This window comes from Luteibacter sp. KNZ12-1A (assembly GCF_056755675.1).
The window spans coordinates 1-15516 of sequence record NZ_JBPGXU010000094.1 but is presented as its reverse complement, the minus strand read 5'-3'; the positions used below and the strand labels follow the sequence as shown (position 1 = coordinate 15516).

General features: G+C 68.2%; 10 protein-coding genes. All 10 read left to right on the top strand.

Features of this window, described 5'->3' with window-relative positions; genetic code table 11:
* The coding region (locus tag ACR9ZJ_RS15610; protein ID WP_481288251.1) for an amino acid adenylation domain-containing protein at positions 1 to 5743 on the top strand (5743 nt) is incomplete at its 5' end.
* Between the two features lie 25 nt (positions 5744 to 5768).
* Positions 5769 to 6899 (top strand): glycosyltransferase family 2 protein, encoded by a 1131-nt coding sequence (locus ACR9ZJ_RS15605; protein WP_481288250.1) that lies wholly within the window; start codon positions 5769 to 5771, stop codon positions 6897 to 6899.
* Between the two features lie 5 nt (positions 6900 to 6904).
* Positions 6905 to 8002, top strand: a complete 1098-nt coding sequence (locus ACR9ZJ_RS15600; protein WP_481280180.1) for a polysaccharide deacetylase family protein — start codon at positions 6905 to 6907, stop codon at positions 8000 to 8002.
* Entirely contained in the window at positions 7990 to 9252 is a 1263-nt protein-coding gene (locus ACR9ZJ_RS15595; RefSeq protein WP_481288249.1) for an O-antigen ligase family protein, read from the top strand. The genes ACR9ZJ_RS15600 and ACR9ZJ_RS15595 overlap by 13 nt, the downstream gene beginning before the upstream one ends.
* Complete coding sequence (locus ACR9ZJ_RS15590) at positions 9249 to 10604, top strand: phenylacetate--CoA ligase family protein (protein WP_481280178.1); 1356 nt, start codon at positions 9249 to 9251, stop codon at positions 10602 to 10604. Before ACR9ZJ_RS15595 ends, ACR9ZJ_RS15590 begins: the two co-directional genes overlap by 4 nt.
* On the top strand, positions 10601 to 11719 hold the full coding sequence (locus tag ACR9ZJ_RS15585) for a glycosyltransferase (protein WP_481288248.1): 1119 nt from the start codon (positions 10601 to 10603) through the stop codon (positions 11717 to 11719). Before ACR9ZJ_RS15590 ends, ACR9ZJ_RS15585 begins: the two co-directional genes overlap by 4 nt.
* Positions 11716 to 12888, top strand: coding sequence for a glycosyltransferase family 4 protein (locus tag ACR9ZJ_RS15580; RefSeq protein ID WP_481288247.1), 1173 nt, complete (start codon positions 11716 to 11718; stop codon positions 12886 to 12888). Before ACR9ZJ_RS15585 ends, ACR9ZJ_RS15580 begins: the two co-directional genes overlap by 4 nt.
* Positions 12885 to 13523, top strand: a complete 639-nt coding sequence (locus ACR9ZJ_RS15575; RefSeq protein WP_481280175.1) for a polysaccharide deacetylase family protein — start codon at positions 12885 to 12887, stop codon at positions 13521 to 13523. Before ACR9ZJ_RS15580 ends, ACR9ZJ_RS15575 begins: the two co-directional genes overlap by 4 nt.
* The gene (locus ACR9ZJ_RS15570; RefSeq protein WP_481288246.1) at positions 13520 to 14686 is read left to right on the top strand and encodes a glycosyltransferase family 4 protein; all 1167 of its coding nucleotides are present in this window, start codon (positions 13520 to 13522) and stop codon (positions 14684 to 14686) included. The genes ACR9ZJ_RS15575 and ACR9ZJ_RS15570 overlap by 4 nt, the downstream gene beginning before the upstream one ends.
* Positions 14683 to 15516, top strand: an 834-nt coding sequence (locus ACR9ZJ_RS15565) for a hypothetical protein (RefSeq protein WP_481288245.1), incomplete at its 3' end; no start/stop codon positions are given. The genes ACR9ZJ_RS15570 and ACR9ZJ_RS15565, both read left to right, overlap by 4 nt.

Sequence of the window (15516 nt, the reverse complement as noted above, 5' to 3'; positions counted from 1 at the left end):
GTACTGGCTCGACCGGTTCGCCGGCCCGGTCCCCGTGCTGGACCTCCCAACGGACCGCTCCCGCCCCCGCCGGCGGACGTTCACCTCACGGCGCGAAGACCGCATGCTGGACCCGACGGAAGTCGCCGCGATCAAGCGCCTGGGCGCCGCCCACGGCGCGAGTTTCTACGCGACCCTGCTCGCCGCGTTCGCTGTCCTGCTCCGCCGGCTGGCGGGGCAGGACGACGTGGTGATCGGCATTCCCACGGCCGGCCAGGCGGCCGAAGGCCAGCAGACGCTGGTCGGCCACTGCGTGAACGTGTTGCCCCTGCGTGCGCGCATCGACGACGAAGCGAGTTTCGCCACGGTGCTCGGCACCGTGCGCAACGACCTGCTCGACGCCTTCGACCACCAGCGCTACACGCTCGGCAGCCTGCTCGCCCGGCTCTCGCTGGCACGCGATCCCTCGCGCCTGCCGCTGGTGGCGGTGCTGTTCAACCTCGACGCGCAACTGGACGAGACCACGGTACGGTTCCCGGGCCTTCGCTTCGCCGTGGAAGCGGTGCCACGTGAGTTCGAGAACTTCGAGATGTTCGTCAACGCGGTGCAGGTGGACGGCGGATTGCGCCTCGAATGCCAGTACAACGCCGACCTTTTCGAGGGCGCCACGGTGCAAGGCTGGCTCGACGCGTATGCGACGCTGCTGCGCCACGCCGCGCTGGACCCGGCGGGAGCCGCCGTCGCGCTGCCGTTGGTATCCGACGCCGTGTACCGCGAACTGGCCGCGTTGCAGCCTGCGCCCACCCCGTTCCCGGAACTCCGCCTGGCCCATGAATTCTTCGAGCATCAAGTGGACCGCGCGCCCGAGCGCGCCGCCGTCCGCCACGCCGACCGCTCGCTCAGCTATGCGGCGCTGGAATCGCGTGCCAACCGCATCGGCAACGCGTTGCGCGCGCGCGGCATCGGCCACGGCGCCCTGGTCGGCCTGTCGTTGGCCCGCGGCTTGGACATGGTCGCGGCCGTGCTTGGCGTACTGAAATCCGGCGCCGGCTACGTCCCGCTGGACCCTGCCTTTCCCGCCGAACGGCTCGCCTTCATGGCCGAGGATGCGTCGCTCGCCGCGCTGGTGGTGGACGACGATACGCCGCTGGCGTTCGATTTCGATGCCGCGCGCGTGATCGCGCTGAACAGCGAGGAAGTCATCGATGCATCCTTCGAACGGCCCGAGCGCGACCGCCGCGCCGCCACGCCCGACTCCGTCGCCTATGTGATCTTCACCTCCGGCTCTACCGGCCGGCCCAAGGGCGTGCGCGTGCCGCACCGCGCGGCGGCGAACTTCCTCACCAGCATGCAGCGCGTGCCGGGCATCGCCCCGGACGACCGACTGGTCGCGGTCACCACGCTGTCGTTCGACATCGCCTTCATGGAACTGATGCTGCCGCTGACCAGCGGCGCGGAGATCGTCGTCGCCGGCCGTGACGACGTGCGCGATGGCGGACAGCTGCGCAGGCTGATCGAAGACTGCGACGCCACCATGATGCAGGCCACGCCCGCCGGCTGGCGCCTGCTCGTGGACGCGGGCTGGCAAGGCCGGCCCGCCTTCCGCGCGGTGTCCGGCGGCGAACCGTTGGCCGTCGACCTTGCGGAAGCCCTGCTCGACCGTTGTGGCGAGGTGTGGAACGGCTATGGCCCCACCGAGACCACCGTGTATTCGACCTATTGGCGTGTATCCGACCCGCGCGGCGGCATCTACATCGGCCGTCCGATCGCCAACACCACCGTGCACATCCTCGATGAACGCGGCAACCATTGCCCGCTGGGCGTGCCCGGCGAAATCCACATCGGTGGCGCCGGCGTCACGCTCGGCTATCTCGACCGTCCCGAGCTCACGGCCGAGAAGTTCGTCGCCGACCCCTGGTCGGAAGCGCCCGATTCGCGCATGTACAGGACCGGCGATCGTGGCCGCTGGCTCAGCAACGGCTTGCTCGAACACATGGGCCGTCTCGATTTCCAGGTGAAGGTACGCGGCTACCGCATCGAGCCGGGCGAAATCGAGTGCGTGCTGGCCGATGCGCCGGATGTCGCCCGCGCCGTGGTGATGGCACGCGAGGATCGCCCCGGGGACGTGCGCCTGGTCGCCTATGTCGTGGGCCGCGAGGGTGCCGCCGCGCTCGACGAGGACGATCTGCGTGCGCGCTTGCGCGCGCGCCTGCCCGACTACATGGTTCCGCAGCATATCCTCGTGCTCGAAGCCATTCCGCTGCTGCCCAACGGCAAGACCGACCGCAAGTCCCTGCCGCCGCCGATCGCCCATTCCGTCTCCACGTCGGGCGAGCGCATCGCGCCGCGCAACGAGGACGAGCGCCGCGTCGCCGCGGCGATGGAAAGCGTGCTCTGCCTGCCCGACCTCGACATCCGCGACGACTTCTTCGCCCTCGGCGGTCACTCGTTGCTGGCCGCGCAGCTCACCGCCCGCCTCAACCGCGAGTTCGGCGTCACCTTGTCGTTCCGCACGTTGTTCGACGCGCCCACGATCGAACGGCTCGCCTCCGCGATCGGCGCGCAGGTGGCCAGCGGGAGCGCTCCGGCCACCGCGCCCGTGGGCCATCGCCCCGCCGCGGAACAAGACCATGCCCCGCTGTCGCTGATGCAGCGCCGGTTGTGGGCCTTGGAGCGGATGCATCCCGGCCGCGTCACCTACAACGCACCGTCCGCGCACCGCCTGCGTGGCCAGCTCGACGAGCACGCCTTCGACATGGCCTTCCAGGCCCTGATCCAGCGGCAACCGATCATGCGCACCGCCTTCCGCGACCAAGGCAACGACATCGCGCAGGTCGTGGTGCCCCGGCTGGAGTATCCCCTCTTCCCCGCGGAGGACCTGAGCCACCTGCCGCAGGAGGAACGCGAAGGCCGCCTGATGCAGCGCCTGCAGGAACTGACCGACACGCCATTCGATCTCGGCACCGCGCCGCTGTTCAGCGCGCGCATGTTCCGCCTGGCCGACGACGAGCACGCGCTCTTCTTCATGCCGCACCACATCATCTGGGATGGCTGGTCGTTCGACATCCTCTACAACGAGTTGTCCGCGCTGTATCGCGCCTTCGCCGCCGGACAGCCCTCGCCGTTGGCGCCGCTGCCCGTGACCTATGGCGATTTCGCCGAGTGGCATGCGCAGTGGCTCGAATCGCCCGCGTTCCAGGCCCAGCTCGGCTATTGGCGCGAGCGTCTCGCGCAGATGGGTGACGTGCGCGCCCTGCCCACCGATCATCCGCGGCGTCCCGGCATGTCCGGCCTCGGCCGGACCGAATGGATACGTGTGTCGCGCGAGGACACCGACGCCATGCACGAGGTGGCCCGCCAGGCGGACGCCACGCTCAACATGACCTTGCTCGCCCTGTACTTCGCGATGCTTTCCAGTTCGGCCGGCCAGCACGACCTCGTCGTCGGCACGCCGGTGCGCGGGCGCAACCAGACCGAACTGGAATCGGTCATGGGCTACTTCAACAACCTGTTGCCGCTGCACGTGAGCGTCGATCCGGCGCTGTCGTTCCTGGAGTTCGTCCGTCACGTGAAACGCACCGCCATCGAGGCCTTCGGTCATCCCGACGTTCCGCTGGAATACCTGCAACGCGAACTGAAGGTCGGCCATGGCGCGGGTGCCACGCTCTACCAGGCGTTGTTCTCGTTCCAGGATGCCCGTCAGCGCGTGGTGGACTGGGGTGGTCTCGCCCATGAACAGATCCTGCTGTTCCAGAGCGGTGCCACGGAGGACCTCGGGCTCTGGTTCCTGGAAGGCCACGCGGGCATGGTCGGCGGCGTCACCTATAACGCGGACCTGCTGCAGGCGGATACGGCGCGGCTGATGCGTGAGCGTTACCTCGGCATGATGCGCAAGGTCGCCATCGATCCCGCGATCGCGGTGGGTACGCTCACCGCGGCCACCGCGGCCGAACGCGAACGCATGCGCGACTGGAACGCGACCGGTGCGGACGCGCGCCTGCCCGCCGACCTCTACGCCCTGGTCGCCCGGGGCGCCGCGATCTCGCCCGATGCCGTCGCCATCGCGCAGGGGAACCGCGAAACGACCTACGCGTCGCTGCTGCGCCGTGTCGACCGCATGGCGGTGCTCTTGCGCGAACGTGGCGCGAAGAACGGAAGTGTCGTCGGCCTCTGCGTCGACCCCGGCAGCGAACGCCTCGCCGCCCTCCTGGCCATCGCCAGGACCGGAAGCACCGCCCTCCTGCTCGACCGCGCCGACCCCGCGGCGCGGCTGCGCGACATCCTCGCCGATGCGCGGATGACCGTGCTGGTCGGCGACGCCGCGCTCGAAACGACGTTGGACTGGCCGCGCGCATGCGCCCTCTGGCTCGATGCGGACCACGCGGAACTCGATGCCGCCGTCGTTGGCGAGGACGATTTCGCCACGCGTCCCGATGCCGATGGCGCCGCCATCGCCTTTCACACCCTGGGCCCCGATGGCAAGGCGCGAGGCACGGCGCTTTCGCACCGGGCCGTCGCCGCGGCCGTGGAAGGGCTCGCCGACGCGCTCGCCTTCGACGCCGGGCAGCGTGTTTCCGGGGATGCCTTGCCCATCGACCCGATGTCGGTCATCGCACCCCTGCTCGCGCTGGCCCATGGCGCCACCTGGCGGATCGTGGACGCCCACGCCCTCGCGCATGGCGACCTTTGCGATCTCGATACCTTCATCGCCGGTCCCGAGACCTGGCACGCGCTCGTCGACACGAACTGGCCGGGCGATCGCCGCCTGCGTGCGGTCGTCGCCGGCGGTACGCCCACGCCGGACATGGCGGTTCGCATCGCCGCTTCCACGGCGGAGCTATGGACCCTGTTCGGCGACGCCGCATCGGCTCCCGTCGCGACGTGCGGCCGTGTCGAACACATCGCCGACGCCTTGCATGAAGGCCGTCCGGCCACCCATGCGGAAATCTGGATACTCGACGACGACGGCGAGCCCTGCCCGATCGGCGCGACCGGTGAACTCGGCGTCGCCGGGCGCGCGCTCGCCATGCCTTTCGGCCAGCGCGCCAACGCGGAACGGCAGCCGGGTGACGGCGGCCTGCTGCGCACCGGCTACCGCGGACGCTGGCTGGCCGACGGCCAGTTGCAGGTGATCGGGCGCGACGACCGGCGCATCCGCCGCCGCGGCCTGGACGTCGAGCCGGCGGCGATCGAAGCCCTGCTCGTCGCCCAGCCAGGCATCGTGCGCGCCATGGCGGTGCCACGGACGGACCATGCCGGCCTCGTCCTCCTCGATGCCTATGCGGTCGGCGCACCGGGTAATCCGCCGGACGTCGAAAACCTGCGCGCCGCGCTGGCCACGTCGCTACCGGCCTGGTCCATGCCCGCGCACCTCGTCGTGCTCGATGCCTTGCCGCTGCTGGCAACGGGCGAAGTGGACGTCGCGGCCTTGCCGCTTCCCGCGGAACCCCGTGCGGGCGCGTCGGTGGAAAGCACGGAACCGCGCAGCGAAAGCGAGCGGCTGCTGGCGTCGGTATGGACCGAACTGCTCGGCATGTCGCGCATCCGCACCAGCGACAACTTCTTCGACGTGGGCGGTCATTCCCTGCTCGCGGTGGACATGGCCGTCCGCGTCCAGAAGCTCACGGGGGTGCAACTCAACCTGCTCGACATCGCCAATGGCACGCTCGGCACGCTGGCCGCGGAACTGGCGGTCGCCATCCCGGCCGCCACGGCGCCCGCCACGAAACGTGGCCTGCTAAGCCGCCTTCTTGGACGCGGCTGACCTGGCGCCCGGGGGGAACGCCGACATGACACATATCGCCTGGTTCGTCTGCTGGAGTTCGGCGGCGCTGCTACTACACGTCTTCGTCGGCTACCCGCTGCTGGTGTGGATGCAGGCCCGCCTGCGTCCATTGCCGGTGGCGCGACGCGCGATCCTTCCCACGGTCAGCATCGTGATGGCCGTGCACGACGGCGAGCGTTTCATCCGCGCGAAACTGGCCAGCCTGAGGCAGCTGGACTATCCCGCCGAACTGATCGACATCGTCATCGCCTGCGACGGTTGCCACGACACGACGGTGACGACGGCACGGCGTTCGACCGACCCCCGGGTGACCGTGCTGGACTTTCCCAACCGGCGCGGCAAGGCGGCCTGCCTGAACGATGCCGTGGCACTGACACGTGGCGAGGTCCTGCTCTTCACCGACGTCCGCCAGAAGCTCTCCCCGGTGGCCTTGAAGGAACTCGTGGCCAATCTCGGCGACCCGACCGTGGGCGCGGTGGGCGGAGAGCTGCACATGGAGAACGTGCGCAGCGGCTTCGCCCAGGGCGTCGACTTCTACTGGCGCTACGAGAAAGGCATCCGTCATGCGGAAAGCCTGTCCGGCTCGACGATCGGCGTCAGCGGCGCCTTGTACGCGATACGCCGTTCGCTGTTCCAGCCGTTGCCCGCGGGGACCGTGCTGGACGACGTGCTCGTGCCCATGCGCGTGGCGGCGCAAGGCAAGCGCGTGGTCTTCGAGCCCAAGGCGATGGCGTGGGACCAGCCGTCGCAACTGCCCGAGGAAGAGCGGCGGCGCAAGATCCGCACGCTCGCCGGAAACTATCAGTTGATCCAGCTCGCGCCATGGTTGCTCGCGCCGTGGCGCAATCCCCTCTGGTTCCGCTTCGTCAGCCACAAGCTCCTGCGCCTGTTCGCGCCGTGGCTCATCCTGGCCCTCACGGCCAGCACGGGCCTGTTGTTCACCCGTCACCCCATGTACGCCCTGGCCTTCGGCGGACTGATCGGAGGACTGCTGCTGGTCGGTCTCGCACGCTTGCAACCGCCACTGGGACGCCTGTTGCCCCTGCGCATCGCGGTCGCCTTCTTCTACCTCAACCTCTTCGCGGCGCAGGCGCTCCTGGCCTTCGCACGCAATCGAAGGCTGCACCTATGGTGACCCCCATGCCCCCGCGCGGAGCGCCCGGTATTCGTGGCCGGCTCGGCGAGTTGTGCTATTCCAGCGGCCTGCTGCATTCGCTGCAACGCGTGCGCGCGTGGTGGCAACGCGACTTGCGCATCCTCGCCTACCACCGCGTGATGCCGCTGCCGGACCCCGACACGTTCGGCTTCGACCTCGAACTCATCAGCACGCCGCCCGCCGAGTTCCGCGAGCAGATGTTGCGGATCAGGAAATACTTCCGGCCCATGCGCCTGACCGACGTCGTGGCCGCCCTCGACGCCGGCGAGGCCTTGCCGCCGGATACCGTGGCGGTGACCTTCGACGACGGATACGACGACAACTACCGGATCGCCGCCCCGATCCTGGACGAGGTCGGCGTGCCGGCGACGTTCTTCGTCTCCACCGGGCACATCGACACGGGCCGTCCGTATGCGTACGACTGGCTCGTGCACATGATCCTGCTCACGACGGCGGCGCGGCTGGTCCTTCCTGAACTGTCGATCGACATCGCGCTTCCGTCGGACCGGCCGGCGCGTCGCCGCATCGCCGGCAACGTGCTGCTGCGCATGAAATGGCTCGACGCGTTCGGGCAAAGCGCGATGATCGAGCGGCTGGAGGTGGAATGGAACATGCCTTCGGCGGCCGCCCGTCCCGTCGACTGCCGCCCCATGACCTGGGACCAGGCACGCGAGATGGAGGCGGCCGGGTTCGAATTCGGATCGCACGGCGTGCACCACCGCATGCTCGCACGCCTTCCGCGCGACGAGATGGAACGCGAGATCCGCGAATCCAAGGCCACGTTGGACCGTGAACTGCGCAACCCCGCCGTGCTGATGTCCTATCCGGTCGGTGGCGACCGCGCCTACAACGACGACGTGATCTCGGCCACCCGCCACGCGGGATTCCAACTCGCCTGCAGCTACGTCTGCGGTACCAACGCGGAGCCCAGCGAGAACCGTTACTCGCTCTACCGGCTGCCGGTGGAAAGCAACATGGGCCCCGGCTGGTTCGCCGCGATGCTCGCGTTGCCGCAGCTGATGAGCTATCCCACGCCCGCGCACCAGGCGGCCGGACCGGGGGAAAAAGCATGTTCCCCCTGATCCTCCTCTACGTCGTACTCACCATCATCCGGCCCCAGGACTACGTACCCGGCCTGGAGACCGTGCCCATCCTCCCGGTGGTGCTGCTTCTGGCCTTCGCCATGTGGCTGGCGTCGCGTTCGAAGACCTTCGAAGCACCGCAGTTCGTTATCCTGCCCGCGTTCCTGCTGATCCTGATGATCTCGCAGATGAGCAACGGCTGGGCGGGCGGCGCGCTCGACGAGCTGGCCCGCTTCGGTCCGGTGGTGATCGCCTTCTTCGTCTTCGGCGCCGCGTGCGGCACGCAGAAACGGGTACGCATCGCCATGGGCGTGTTCGTGGCCTGTGCGACGGTGCTCGCGCTGCATGGCGTCGAGCAGGCGAGCACCGGCGTGGGCTGGACGGGCACGCCGTTGAGCGAAGGCGGGCGCATCCAGTACGTGGGCATCTTCAACGATCCGAACGACCTGGGCCTCCTGTTCGCGGCGACCCTGCCCATGGCGGTGTTCCTCGGCAGGCGCGGCGCCGGCGCGATGCGCCCGGTGTGGATCGTGGCAGCCCTGCTCCTGCTCTACGGCACCTATCTCACCAATTCGCGCGGCGCCATGCTGGCGGTGCTGGTCGTCGCCGGGTGTTATGTCTGGTACCGCAAGGGAGCCCTGGTCGCGGGCGCGATCGGCGTCGTCGGCCTCGCCGCGATGAAGCTGCTCTCCTCGCGGATGGAAGAACTCGACGCCGGCGAGGAATCGGCCGCGGGCCGCGTGGACGCCTGGTACTCGGGCCTGGAGATGTTCCGCGAGCACCCCGCGTTCGGCGTCGGTCCCGGCAATTTCACCGAGTACAACGACCTGACCGCGCACAACTCGTTCGTGCTCGTGCTGGCGGAAACCGGCTTCATCGGCTTCGTGCTCTGGCTCGCCTTCGTCGGCTACGGCTTCTGGATGATGCTGACGATCGTGCGCCACCACGGCCCGGCCGGTTCCGATCCCGCGATCCAGGCCGAATGGGCCGCGGAGCGCCAGATGGCACTGACCCTGCTGCTTTCCCTGTGCGGCCTGTTCGCGGCGGCATTCTTCCTCAGCCGCAGCTACATGGTGGTGCTTTACCTGATCGCCGCCATGGTCGCCGGCTACTACGTGGGCGCGCGCCGCCGCTGGCCGGTCCTGCCGATGTTCCGCCTCTCCCATGGAGGATGGCGTTGGCTGCCCGCGGGGGCATGCAGCGTCTTCGCCTTGTTCGTCCTCGTCGCCGTGCTCCTGCGAACCGTATGAAACTCTACGAGACCACCTTGCGGCACATCGTCTGGCCCGCGTACGAAGGCGGCCTGCGCCGTCGCGACACGCCCAAGTACATGCGCCGCTACGAGCGCGACCAGTGGCTGGCACCCGAGGAAGTGCTGGCTCTGCGGTTCCAGCGGCTGAAACGCCTGCTCGACTGGTGCTATCGCGAGGTGCCGTACTACAAACGTCGCTGGGACGCGCTGGGCATCGTGCCGCAGGACATCCGCGACATGGACGACTACGCGAAGCTTCCCGTGTTGACCAAGGCGGATATCCGCGACAACGCCGACGAGATCAAGGCCACGTCGCTGAAGGCATCGCTGGGCTACAAGGCCACCGGCGGCTCCACGGGCGAGCCGCTGCGTTTCGGTTTCACCCGCGAAAGCAACGACCGCCGCGTGGCCGTGATGTGGCGCGGCTATGGCTGGGCCGGTTCGCGGATGGGACGCCGGACGCTGTTCCTCTGGGGCGGCGCCGTCGGCAATCCCAGCGCGATGCACCGCATGAAGGACCGCGTCTACAACGCCGTGTTCGCACGCAAGCTGCTCGACAGCTTCCACATGAACGAGTCGAACATGGCCGGTTACGCCGACGCCATCGACGCCTACCGTCCGGAGGTCGTCGTCGGTTACGTCGGGCCGCTCGTGCGGCTGGCCGAATGGCTGCTGGCGAACGATCGCCGGGTGGCGCGTCCGGTCTCCGTCATCGGTGCCGCCGAAGCCCTGCATCCGTTCCAGCGCGACCTCATCGAGAGGGCTTTCGGTGCGCCCGCTTACAACACCTACGGCTGTCGTGAATTCATGCTGGTCGCTTCCGAGTGCGAGCACCGCCAGGGCCTGCATGTGAACGCGGACCACCTCGTGGTCGAGACGCTCGACCACGAAGGCATGCCGGCCTTCGGCGGAAGCGGCGAGGTCGCCATCACCGACCTGTTCAACTACGGCATGCCGTTCATCCGTTATGTCAACGGCGACATGGCCACGTATGCCACCTCCCCATGCGCCTGCGGCCGGGGCCTGCCCATGCTCGCCTCGGTCGACGGCCGCAAGCTCGACGCCATCCGGACTCCCGCCGGCCACATCCTTCCGGGCGAATTCTTCCCGCACATGCTCAAGGACGTCCCGGGGCTCGCACGCTTCCAGCTCGTCCAGCGGCGACTCGACCGGCTCGACCTGTCGATCGTGCGAGGCCGTGGATTCGACGATGCCTCGCTCGACTACATTCGCCGCGAAGTGGGCAAGGTGCTGGGCGACAGCGCCGAACTGCATTGCCACTTCGTCGACGACATCCCGCTGACCCGCAGTGGAAAGCTGCGTGTCACCGTTTCGGAGCTGGCCTCGTGAACATCACCCACTTCGTCGAGAACCTCAACCGCGGCGGCCTCGAACGCATGGTCCTGGACCTGGTCAAGGAACAGCATCGGCAAGGCCACAAGGTGCAGGTGGTGTGCCTGTTCGAGCGCGGTTCGCTGGCAAGCGAGCTGGACCCGCCAGGCATCCCCGTCACCGCCTGCCACAAGCGCACCGGTTTCGACCTGCGCGCCCTTGGCCGCGCACGCCAACTGCTGGCCTCCCACTACACCGAGGTGCTGCACACGCATAATGCCGTGGCCCATTACCAGGCGGTGCTCGCCAGCGCGGGCATGGGTATCCGCCAGGTGGTGAACACCCGCCATGGCATGGGTGCGCAAAGGAAGCCCGGCCGCCGCGAATGGCTTTTCCGCCGCGCGCTCAAGGCCACCGACGCCGTCGTCGCCGTCTGCGAAGCCGCGCGCGCGGATGCGGTGCGACGCGGCATCGCACCGGCGGCGAAGACGTGCGTCGTGCCGAACGGCATCGTGCTCGAAGGCTTCGACGTCGCCTCCGACATCATGCACGAACGCCTCACCCGCTTGATCCGGGTACCGCGCGGCACCCGCATCATCGGAAGCGTGGGCCGGCTGAACTGGGCCAAGGACCAGATGAGCCTGATCCGCGCCTTCCGCATCGTCCGCCATACCCGGCCGGATACCGCGCTGGTCCTGGTCGGCGACGGGGAGTTGCGCGAGACCTTGCGCGCCGCCGCCTTCGACGAAGGCGTGGCCGGCTGCGTGCACTTCCTGGGAGATCGCAACGACGTGCGCGACCTGCTCCAGGGTTTCGACCTGTTCGCGCTTTCCTCGGTGACCGAAGGCTATTCCATGGCCCTGCTGGAAGCCTGCGCCGCCGGCCTGCCCATCGTCGCGACCGACGTGGGCGGCAATGCGGAGATCGTGCACGACGGGACCACCGGGCACCTCGTGCCGCCATGCGATCCGCCTGCGCTGGCCTCGGCCATCCTCGACCTGCTTCATGCGACCCAGCGTGCCTCCACGCTGGGCCTGGCGGCGCGCGCCTGGGTGGAGGCGCACGGATCGATGGAAGCCATGGCCGCGCGCTATGGCCGGCTCTACTTCGGCGACATGGAGCATGCCTCATGAAGATCCTGGTGCTCACCAATCTCTTTCCCACGCCATGGGATCCCCGCCGCGGCACGTTCAACCGGCAGCAGTTCCAGCGCCTGGCGGAGCGCCACGAGGTGGACGTGCTCACGGCCGTCGACTTCCGCGAGCGCATGGGCGGAGTGAAGGGAACGGTGGACGTCCCCGGCATCCGGCGCGACCACTTCACGTTCTACCACCCGCCCGGCATCGGCCGTTTCCTCAACGCATTCTGCTTCTTCGCTTGCGTGATGTGGCAGCGTGGCCGCGACCTGCGTCGTGCCCGCTACGACGTGATCCTGGCGAGCTGGGCGTATCCGGACGCGGCAGGCGGGGCCTGGGTGGCGCGCCTGCTCGGCATTCCCTACGTCGTCAAGGCGCACGGCAGCGACCTCAACGTACAGGCCGCCGCGCGCCTGCGCCGGCCGCAGATCAAGTCCGCCCTGCGTGGCGCGGGCGCCGTGATCACGGTGAGCAAGGCACTCGCGCGCAAGGCGATCGAACTCGGTGCGCGTCCCGAAGGCGTGGAGACGATTTACAACGGCGTCGACACGCGCATCTTCCACCGCGGCGACAGGGCCGCCGCACGGCGGCGCCTGGGCCTGCCGGCCGAGGTGCCGATCGTGCTCTACGTGGGCAATCTCAAGGCGACCAAAGGCTGTCACGACCTGATCGAGGCGTTTCCCGCCCTCGTGAAACGGCAGCATGACGCGCGCCTGGTCTACGTGGGCGAAGGAGCGAGCCGTGCCAACCTCGAGGACCGCGCGGCTTCCCTGTGCTGCGCACCGGCCGTGCATTTCGAAGGCGCGGTGGATCACGCCGCGCTGGCGGACTGGTTCCAGGCCGCGAACGTGCTCTGCCTGCCCAGCCACAACGAAGGCGTGCCGAACGTGATCCTGGAGGCCATGGCATGCGGCACACCGGTCGTCGCGACCTCGGTAGGCGGCATTCCTGAAGTGCTGCCCCACCAGGCGGGCATCCTCGTGCCACCACACCAGCCTCGTGAACTCGGAACCGCGCTCGTGGAGGCATTCGAACGTCATTTCGATCCCGCCACCATCGCGGCGCATGCCGCGACTTTCCGCTGGGACGAGAATATCGACCGGCTCGAACGCATGCTCGGCCGTGTCGCCGCCGGAGCCCCGGCCCACCTTGGCGCCAACGCATGAACTGGAAACCCAAAAAGCACGACCTGCTCGGATTGCTGCCCGAGAACCTCGTCCTGACGCGCACGCGCGATTCGGCGCTGCGCTATCTCAGCTTCGACGATGGTCCCGAGCCCGGCTACACGCCTCGGCTTCTCGACACCCTGGCGAAGCATGGCGTGAAGGCCAGCTTCTTCCTGGTGGGCGAAAAGATCGAACGGCATCCGGATATCGTCCAGCGGATCGTCGATGAAGGGCACATGGTCGGCAACCACTCCTATAGCCATTGGTCCTTCCGTAACATGACCCTGGCCAGGCAACTCGACGAGGTGCATCGCACCGATGCGCTGCTGCGCCTGTTCGACGACCGTCCGCATCACCGCATGCGCCCGCCACATGGCTATGTGGGTGCGCCGTTGCTCGCGTACTTCGTCCGGCACAAGCGCAGCTTTGTCTATTGGTCGTACGACAGCCTCGACTACCAGGACCGGCCGATGGAAGCACTGATCGCGCGCCTGCGCGGCGATCCACCGGCCGCGGGCGACATCGTGCTCATGCACGACGACAGCGACAAAGCGGCCCAGGCACTGGACGTGCTCCTGCCGGAGTGGCTCGACCAGGGCATGCGCTTCGCCGCCCTGCCGGGGACCGCGTCGTGAGGATCCTCTACCATCACCGCACGCGTGGCCGCCATGTCGAAGGCGTGCACATCCGCGGCATCGTGGGCGCGTTGCGCGAGCTGGGCCATCACGTGGACGTGATGTCGTTTCCCGGGGCCGACCCGGAAAAGGAAACCGATACCGCGGCCTCGTCCGGTCGCGGGACGATCGCCGGCCTGGTGACACGGCTTCCCGGGATCGTCTTCGAGGCGTTCGAACTGCTCTACAACGCGGCCACCCTCCTGCGCATGGGCTGGGCATGGCGCGGCGCCGCACCGGAACTCATCTACGAACGCTATTCGCTGTTCCTCTTCGCCACCGTATGGCTGGCGCGCCAACGTGGTATTCCACTGGTGCTGGAGATCAACGATTCCGCCCTGGTCGACCGCGTGCGCCCGCTGACGATGAAAGCGCTTGCGCGCCGTATCGAGGGCTGGTGCCTGCGCAACGCCACCGGCCTCGTCTTCATTTCCAGCTACTTCCGCGATATCGCTGGGCAGGCGTATGGCGACATCGCTCCCTCCGTCGTGTCGCCCAACGCCGTGGACCTGCCCCGTTTCGATCCCGCCCGTTTCGATCGTGACCGCCTGCGTGCCGAGCGCGGACTCACCGGCCGCACCGTGTGCGGCCACATCGGCGCATTTGCCCACTGGCACGGCATGGACAGCTTCGTCGAGGCCATCGCCAATCGCCTCGATGGCGTACCCGATCTCGCCCTGGTCTTCGTCGGCGACGGCAAGACCTTGCCGGCGGTACGCGAACTGATCGCGGCACGGGGACTTTCCGATCGCGTGCTCCTTCCCGGCCGCGTGCCACACGAGGAGGTGGCCAGCTGGATCGCTTGCATGGACTATGCCGTGCTGCCGAATTCCAATCACTATGGCTCCCCCATGAAACTGTTCGAGTTCATGGGCATGGGCGTGGCGGTGGTCGCGCCGGACTACGCGCCGGTGGCGGAAGTGATCGTCGACGGCCATACCGGCTGGCTGTTCCCACGCGGCGACGCGACGGCTTGCGTCGAGCGCGTGCTCGAACTGGCCCAGCGCGCCGACGAGCGCAAACGCGTCGGCCACGCCGCGCGAGCCTACATCGCCAGCGAACGGCAGTGGCGCAACAATGCCGAACAGTTGCTCACCCTGGTCCCGGCCGGAGCATCCGCGTGATCGTCATCATCCTTCTCGCCTTCATCCTGTTCGCCGCCATCGCGGTGACCGTGGCGATCCGCGCGCGCAACATGCAGTACTGGCTGTGGGGATACCTGACCCGGCGCGCGCCACCGAAGGTCGAGGGCCCCGTGCACGTGCTGTTCTGCTTCGTCGACCATTTCGAGCCGAACTGGGGCCGCGTCGACATGGACACCCAGCGCCGCCGCGTCGACCGCTGGTGCGAGGAGTACCGGGCCATGGCGTCGCGCCACCGCGATGCCGAAGGACGCGTGCCGCAGCACAGCTTCTTCTACCCCGAAGAGGAATACGTCGAGGAGCACCTGGACAAGATCGCCGCGCTCTGTGCCGATGGCTACGGTGAAATCGAGATCCACCTGCACCACGACAACGACACGCCGGAAAACTTCGTCGCCACGATGGATCGCTTCAACCGCCTGCTACACGAGAAGCACGGCGCGCTGCCACGCGATCCGGTCACCGGCCAGCTCCGCTTCGCCTTCATCCACGGCAACTGGTGCCTGGACAATTCGCGCGCCGACGGCCGCTGGTGCGGCATCGACAACGAACTGATCCTCCTGCGCGAACTGGGCTGCTACGCCGACTTCACCCTGCCCTCCGCGCCCAGTGACACGCAGACGCGCATGTCGAACGCGATCTATTACGCCACCGACGATCCGCATGAGTGCAAGTCGCACGATACCGGCGTCCCCATGCGGGTGGGCGGCAAGCCGTCGGGCGACCTCCTGATCATCCAGGGCGTGCTCGGCCTCAACTGGAAGAACCGTCGCTTCGGCATCATTCCACGCATCGAGAATTCGGATATCCGT